We start from the raw sequence: 6339 nt of genomic DNA on the forward strand, positions 1-6339 counted from the left end.
TGGATCGTCGACCCCCTCCCGGCCTGGCTGCCGACGAAGAACCTCCTGAGCAAACTCACCGGCGCACCCAAGCACCACCGGCCGACCCAGCCCTCGCAGCCCGGCTGCTCGACGGAGCACCGGTCGGTCCGCCCGTCCCACGTGACGGGACGTTGCTGGGCGCCCTGTTCGAGTTGCTGGTCGCGCTCAGCGTGCGGGTGTTCGCCCAGGCGGCTGAGGCACGGGTCCACCACCTGCGGACCAAGGCGTGCCAGCGGGAGATCGACTTCGTCATCGTTCGTCCCGGCCGGCAGGTCGTGGCGGCGCTGCGCGGAGGCGAGCTGGCTGCCGACCTAGCCGACGCACGTCCCGAGCTGAGCGTGCTGGATCGGCACGACGCCAGCCTGGTGAACGGCTCACCACCACCGCGGCACCTGCTCACCCTCGGCAGCGGTCAGGTGTCGGCCGTCTGGGTGTTGTTCGTGACGCTGTGTCGGCAGGCTGGTGGGAGTGTCAGACAAGGATCAACTGAGACGAATCAGACATACGGCACCTGATCTGAGCGCTGCCCCGCAAGGGGTCGAGGGGTGGAATGACCAAGGTCCTGTGATGCATGGGACCAAGTGCGGTAGGGTCGAATCGTCATGATCCATGTAAGTGAACGCAGGTCACTCAGCGCGCCGAAGGTGTGTGGGGGACTGTGCTTCTGTGGGTCCATCGGACGTCGTTTTCCTGAAGGGGAGCAGTTTCTTTCCTATCGGCTCCGTGGTGCGTGGCGCGCCGTGACGCTGCGTACTTGTCCAAGAACGATCACGGTGTAGGGTTCGGCGCAGTTGGGTGCGAGTGATGTTGCACGAGGATCCGGCTGCTTGGGAGGCCCCGCCCAGGGCTGACCACCGGGGAAGGTTCCCCACACAGACAACGACATGCTTCTTCGAGGAGGCACTTGTGAGTACAGCAACCATGAGGTTGCGCCGTGCGGGAGCCGGTGGGCTGGCAGCCGCGGTCATCGCGGGCACGCTCGTAGCAACCGGCGGGCTGGCATCCGCGGTGGCAACTCCGGCCGCTGGTACCTACCAGCTGACCACCGCAGGCGCAGGCCAGACCACGATCTACCCAGGTTTGGCGAACCAGGCCGCGGGTGACATCGAGTACTGGACGACGAACGGGTGGACCACCGGTGCTACGGCTACCTTCACGATCGCCGGCAACCTGTGCGACACCGCAGCTCACCTGGCGAACGCGGTCTCGTTCAGCGCGGCACCAACAGTGACTGTTTCTGGTCCCTTTGTACAAGCGACCGGAGCGGCCGGGACCGCGACGAAGCCGAGTCCTGTTTCCGCACTTTCCGCAACGAGCAGCAGTGCACAGTGCACAGCCGCTGGCATCAAGGACGTCGTCACCGTTACATTCAACAGCCCGGCCAGCACGACCGGCGCCACTGATGTCTTTGCGATCACGCTCGGTGGGATCAAGTACACGACCGGCTCCACCGCGGTGGGCAACGTCAACCTTGGGCTCGCGGCCAATGGCTCGCTCTCTGCACCAGCACCTGCGTCGGTGTCCAACGCTACCGTCGCGAACACCAAGTTCGTCGCGGCCTCGGTCGTCCCCGTGAGCGGCTCGGCCGCAGTCATCTCCGGTGTGGCTCTGGGTACCTTGACCGCCTCTGACGTGAATTCCCACGTCATTAACAGCCCGATCAAGTTCACACTGGCCCCCGCCGGTGCCGTATTCACTGCAGGTTCTACGCCAACGCTCACGGGTCCCTCGGGTACCACGTGGACATACAGCGCTCTTGGCGCGAACACCCTGACAGCGACTCTGGCGACTGGCACGATCCCGACAACGTCGGCAAACACCTTCGTCCTCAGTGGTGCCAAGATCGATATCCCCGCGGCATATGTCGGCCCGGTGACGGTGACGGCAGACTTTGGCGGCACTGTGATTGGCTCGGCGGCCACGGTGGCTTCCGTTGTGAACCAATCGCGGGTCGGTGGCACTGACCGCTATGCAACCGCTGCAGCGCTGTTCAACGCGAAGTTCCCCGCGCACAATGCGACCAGCGTTGTGCTGGCCACCGGGGCGCTCTTCCCGGACGCGTTGTCTGCCGGCTTCCTGGCGGCCCAGAACGGCACGGGGATCTTGTTGACCCAGCCGAAGGTGCTGCCGTCCATCACCCTCAACACGATGGTCACCAACCCGATCGGGACCGTCTACATCGTCGGTGGGCCCGGTGCGGTGAGCTTGGCGATCGAGAACCAGATCGCCGCGTTGCACGTCTCGAATAACTCGACTGGCCCGTTCATCAACGTGATCCGGCTCGGCGGCGCTGACCGTTACGCGACCAACAAGATCGTCAACGAGCACCAGTTCGCGACCCACTCCACGGCCGTCATTGCCACTGGGGCGGTCTTCGCTGACGCGCTGTCGGTCGGGCCTGCGGTCTACAACAAGCAGTTCCCGCTGCTCCTCACGACCCCCGCGGCACTCGCCCCGTCTGCCCAGCAGCAGCTGGTCGACATGGGCGTGACCAACGTGGTCATCGTGGGTGGCACCGGCGCGGTGTCCACCGCGGTCGAGACTGCGATCAAGGGCCTCGGCATCACGATCACCGCTCGCTTGGCGGGCGCTGACCGGACCCTGACCGCGGCAGCGATCGCGACCTGGGAGACCAACGCGATCACAACGACCCCGCCGGGGCTGGCGTTCTCGAAGGCAACGGTGCACATCGCCACCGGCGCTGACTTCCCGGACGCTCTGACGGCGGGCCCGGTGGCCGGTACCGCTCCAGGCGCGGTGATCCTGTTGGCCCAGTCGCCGACAGTCCTCGGCCCGGGTGCGCCGGCGTACCTCGGCAAGAGCACGGTCGGCCCGTTTGTTACGACGCTGAACGCGCTCGGTCTGACCGGGGCGGTTAGCCCGGCAGTCATGAACGCCGCAGCAGTGGCGCTCGCAGGCTGAACTAGCAGTACCTAGCACGACAGCACCTCGTCAGGGGGGCCGGGATTCGTCCCGGCCCCCCTGACGCATGTCCGCCCGCCCTCGATAGGGTCGTCAGAAGTGTTTCGTCCGTAGCACGCAGCGCGAAGGAGCCCACCGTGGCAAGCATCGAGGCCGTCGGCGCCCGCGAGATCCTGGACTCGCGTGGCAACCCAACCGTCGAGGTCGAGGTCGCTCTCGACGACGGCACTATCGCCCGCGCCGCCGTCCCCTCGGGTGCCTCCACCGGCGCATTCGAGGCGGTCGAGCTCCGGGACGGCGACGAGCGCTACGGCGGCAAGGGCGTCGGCAAGGCCGTGCTCGCCGTCATCGACGAGATCGGCCCCGAACTGCTCGGCTACGAGGCGTCGGAGCAGCGGCTGGTGGACCAGACGCTCATCGACCTCGACGGCACCCCCGACAAGTCCCGGCTCGGCGCTAACGCCATCCTCGGCGTCTCGCTGGCGGTGGCCCGCGCAGCGGCCGACTCGGCCGACCTGCCGCTGTTCCGCTACGTCGGCGGCCCGAACGCACACGTGCTGCCGGTGCCGTTCATGAACATCATCAACGGTGGCGCGCACGCCGACAGCAACGTCGACATCCAGGAGTTCATGGTCGCGCCGATCGGCGCGGCGACCTTCGCGGAGGCGCTGCGCTGGGGCGCCGAGACCTACCACGCGCTGAAGTCGGTGCTCAAGACCAAGGGCCTGGCCACCGGGCTGGGCGACGAGGGCGGCTTCGCACCCAACCTGGACAGCAACCGGGCCGCGCTCGACGCGATCCTCGAGGCCATCGAGAAGGCCGGCCTGCGCCCGGGTGCCGACGTCGCCGTCGCGCTCGACGCCGCGGCCACCGAGTTCTTCGTCAACGGGTACTACCGGTTCGAGGGCGGCGAGAAGACCGCCGAGCAGATGACCGAGTACTACGCCGGCCTGGTCGACGCCTACCCGCTGGTCTCCCTCGAGGACCCGCTGGCCGAAGAGGACTGGAACGGCTGGAACGCCCTCACCGCGGCCCTCGGCGAGCGGGTGCAGGTCGTCGGCGACGACCTGTTCGTCACCAACCCGGTGCGGCTGCAGCGAGGCATCGAAGAGAAGTCCGCGAACGCGCTGCTGGTGAAGGTCAACCAGATCGGCACGCTCACCGAGACCCTGGACGCCGTCACCCTGGCCCACCGCAGTGGCATGCGCTGCATGTTCAGCCACCGCTCCGGCGAGACCGAGGACACCACGATCGCCGACCTGGTCGTGGCCACGGACGCCGGGCAGATCAAGTCCGGTGCCCCGGCTCGCAGCGAGCGGGTGGCCAAGTACAACCAGCTCATGCGCATCGAGGAGGAGCTGGACGACGCGGCACGTTACGCGGGTCGCTCCGCGTTTCCGAGGTTCACCTCGTAGATCCTGGGAGGCATGGCAGCGCGCGGCACCTCCCCCACCCGGCCCTCGGGCGGGCGAGCGCGCTCCTCGGCGTCCCGGCCGGGAGCCGCGCCACGGGTGGCTGCGGCTGGACGGCGGGACCGTCCGGAGGCCCGGCGCCCGGCCGACGAGGCGCCGCCCTCCCGGCCGAAGCTCACCGGACGGGCCGCCATGCTGTTCCTCGTGCTGGCGCTGCTCGTGGTCGCGTTCGCCTGGCCGGTCCGGGAGTTCATGCGCCAGCAGGCCCAGCTGGACCAGCTGCGCGCCCAGGCGGCGTCGACCCAGGCCCGGGTCGACGCGCTCGAGGCGCTGAAGAAGCGCTGGGCCGACCCGGCGTATGTGGAGGCGCAGGCGCGGGACCGGCTGCACTTCGTGCTGCCGGGGGAGACCGGCTTCGTGGTGCTCGGCACGCCACAGCCGACCCAGAACGACGCGCCGACGCAGGGGGCGCCGCCGCCGAAGGCGTGGTTCAGCAACCTGTGGGACTCCGTGAAGGCCGCGGACGCGCCGCCGTCCAAGCCGTGAGCTTCGACTCCCCCGCGGATGTTGCCGTGGTCGAGGCCCAGCTGGGCCGGCCGCCGCGGGGGCTGCGCCGGGTCGCGCACCGTTGCCCGTGTGGGCTGCCGGACGTCGTCGAGACCGATCCTCGGCTGCCCGACGGCACGCCGTTCCCGACGCTGTACTACCTGACCTGCCCGCGGGCGACCGGCGCGGTGAGCACGCTGGAGTCGCAGGGGGTCATGCGGGAGATGCAGTCCAGGCTGGACACCGCCCCCGAGCTGGCCGCCGCGTACCGGGCGGCGCACCTGGCTTACGTCACCGAGCGATCGCGGATCGCGGACGTGCCCGAGCTGGAGGGGATCTCCGCCGGAGGCATGCCGGACCGGGTCAAGTGCCTGCACGTGCTGGTGGCGCACGCGCTGGCCGCCGGCCCCGGGGTGAACCCGCTGGGCGACGAGGCACTGGCGCTGCTGCCCCGGTGGTGGGAGGCCGGCCGGTGCGTGGGGTAGGGCGCCGAGTAGCGGCGATCGACTGCGGCACCAACTCGATCCGGCTGCTCGTCGCCGACGTCGATCCGGATGCCGGCATGCTGGTCGACCTGGTCCGCACCATGGAGGTGGTGCGGCTCGGGCAGGGCGTGGACCGCACCGGGCGGCTGGCCCCGGAGGCGCTGGCCCGCACCTTCGCGGCCTGCGACCGGTACGCCGCGCAGATCTCGTCCCTGGGTGCGGAGCGGCTGCGGTTCGTGGCGACGTCGGCGTCCCGGGACGCGGAGAACCGCGATGAGTTCGTGGCCGGGGTGGTCGAGCGGTTCGGCGTAGAGCCCGCGGTGGTGTCGGGGGAGGAGGAGGCCAGGCTGTCCTTCGCCGGGGCCACCCGCGAGCTGGTGGGCCGCGAGGAGGGGCCGTTCCTCGTGGTGGACATCGGCGGGGGCTCTACCGAGTTCGTGCTGGGCTCGTCGTCGCCGTCCGCCGCGACCTCGGTGGACGTCGGGTGCGTGCGGATGACCGAGCGGCACCTGCACGGCGACCCGCCGTCCTTCGCGGAGGTCGCCGCGGCGCGGGCGGATGTTGCTGCGGCGGTGGACCGGGCGGCCGCCGCCGTGCCGTTCGGGCAGGCCCGCACGCTGGTCGGGCTGGCCGGCACGGTGACCACCCTCGCGGCCATGGACGCCGGTATCCCGGCCTACGACGCCCGGGTGACCCACCACTACCGGCTGGCCGCAACGGCGGTCCACGACCTGGCTGAGCGGCTGCTGGCGGCCACCCGGGCCGAGCGGGCCGCCGTCCCGGTGATGCACCCCGGGAGGGTGGACGTGATCGGGGCGGGTGCCCTGGTGCTGCAAGTCATCCTGGAGCGGACCGGACTGCCCTCGGTGCTGGTGTCCGAGCACGACATCCTCGACGGGATCGCCTGGAGCGCGGCGCGCCAGGCGGGCGGGTCATAGGTCCCTGCCCTTGAC

6 protein-coding genes are annotated in these 6339 nt (G+C 69.8%); all 6 read left to right on the forward strand.

Going from position 1 to position 6339, the window contains the following annotated elements:
- Positions 1-536 (forward strand): DUF4143 domain-containing protein (locus tag VIM19_11780; protein HEY5185556.1); only part of this gene is annotated, 536 nt, incomplete at its 5' end.
- A gap of 493 nt (positions 537-1029) precedes the next feature.
- Positions 1030-2943 (forward strand): cell wall-binding repeat-containing protein, encoded by a 1914-nt coding sequence (locus VIM19_11785; GenBank protein HEY5185557.1) that lies wholly within the window; start codon positions 1030-1032, stop codon positions 2941-2943.
- Between the two features lie 137 nt (positions 2944-3080).
- Positions 3081-4358, forward strand: coding sequence for a phosphopyruvate hydratase (eno, locus tag VIM19_11790; GenBank protein HEY5185558.1), 1278 nt, complete (start codon positions 3081-3083; stop codon positions 4356-4358).
- Positions 4359-4370: 12 nt separating this feature from the next.
- Complete coding sequence (locus VIM19_11795; GenBank protein HEY5185559.1) at positions 4371-4901, forward strand: septum formation initiator family protein; 531 nt, start codon at positions 4371-4373, stop codon at positions 4899-4901.
- Positions 4898-5386, forward strand: coding sequence for a DUF501 domain-containing protein (locus VIM19_11800; protein ID HEY5185560.1), 489 nt, complete (start codon positions 4898-4900; stop codon positions 5384-5386). Before VIM19_11795 ends, VIM19_11800 begins: the two co-directional genes overlap by 4 nt.
- Positions 5374-6324, forward strand: a complete 951-nt coding sequence (locus tag VIM19_11805) for a Ppx/GppA phosphatase family protein (GenBank protein ID HEY5185561.1) — start codon at positions 5374-5376, stop codon at positions 6322-6324. The genes VIM19_11800 and VIM19_11805 overlap by 13 nt, the downstream gene beginning before the upstream one ends.
- Positions 6325-6339 lie beyond the last annotated feature (15 nt).

The sequence above is a fragment of the Actinomycetes bacterium genome, assembly GCA_036510875.1.
Taxonomy (GTDB): domain Bacteria; phylum Actinomycetota; class Actinomycetes; order Prado026; family Prado026; genus DATCDE01.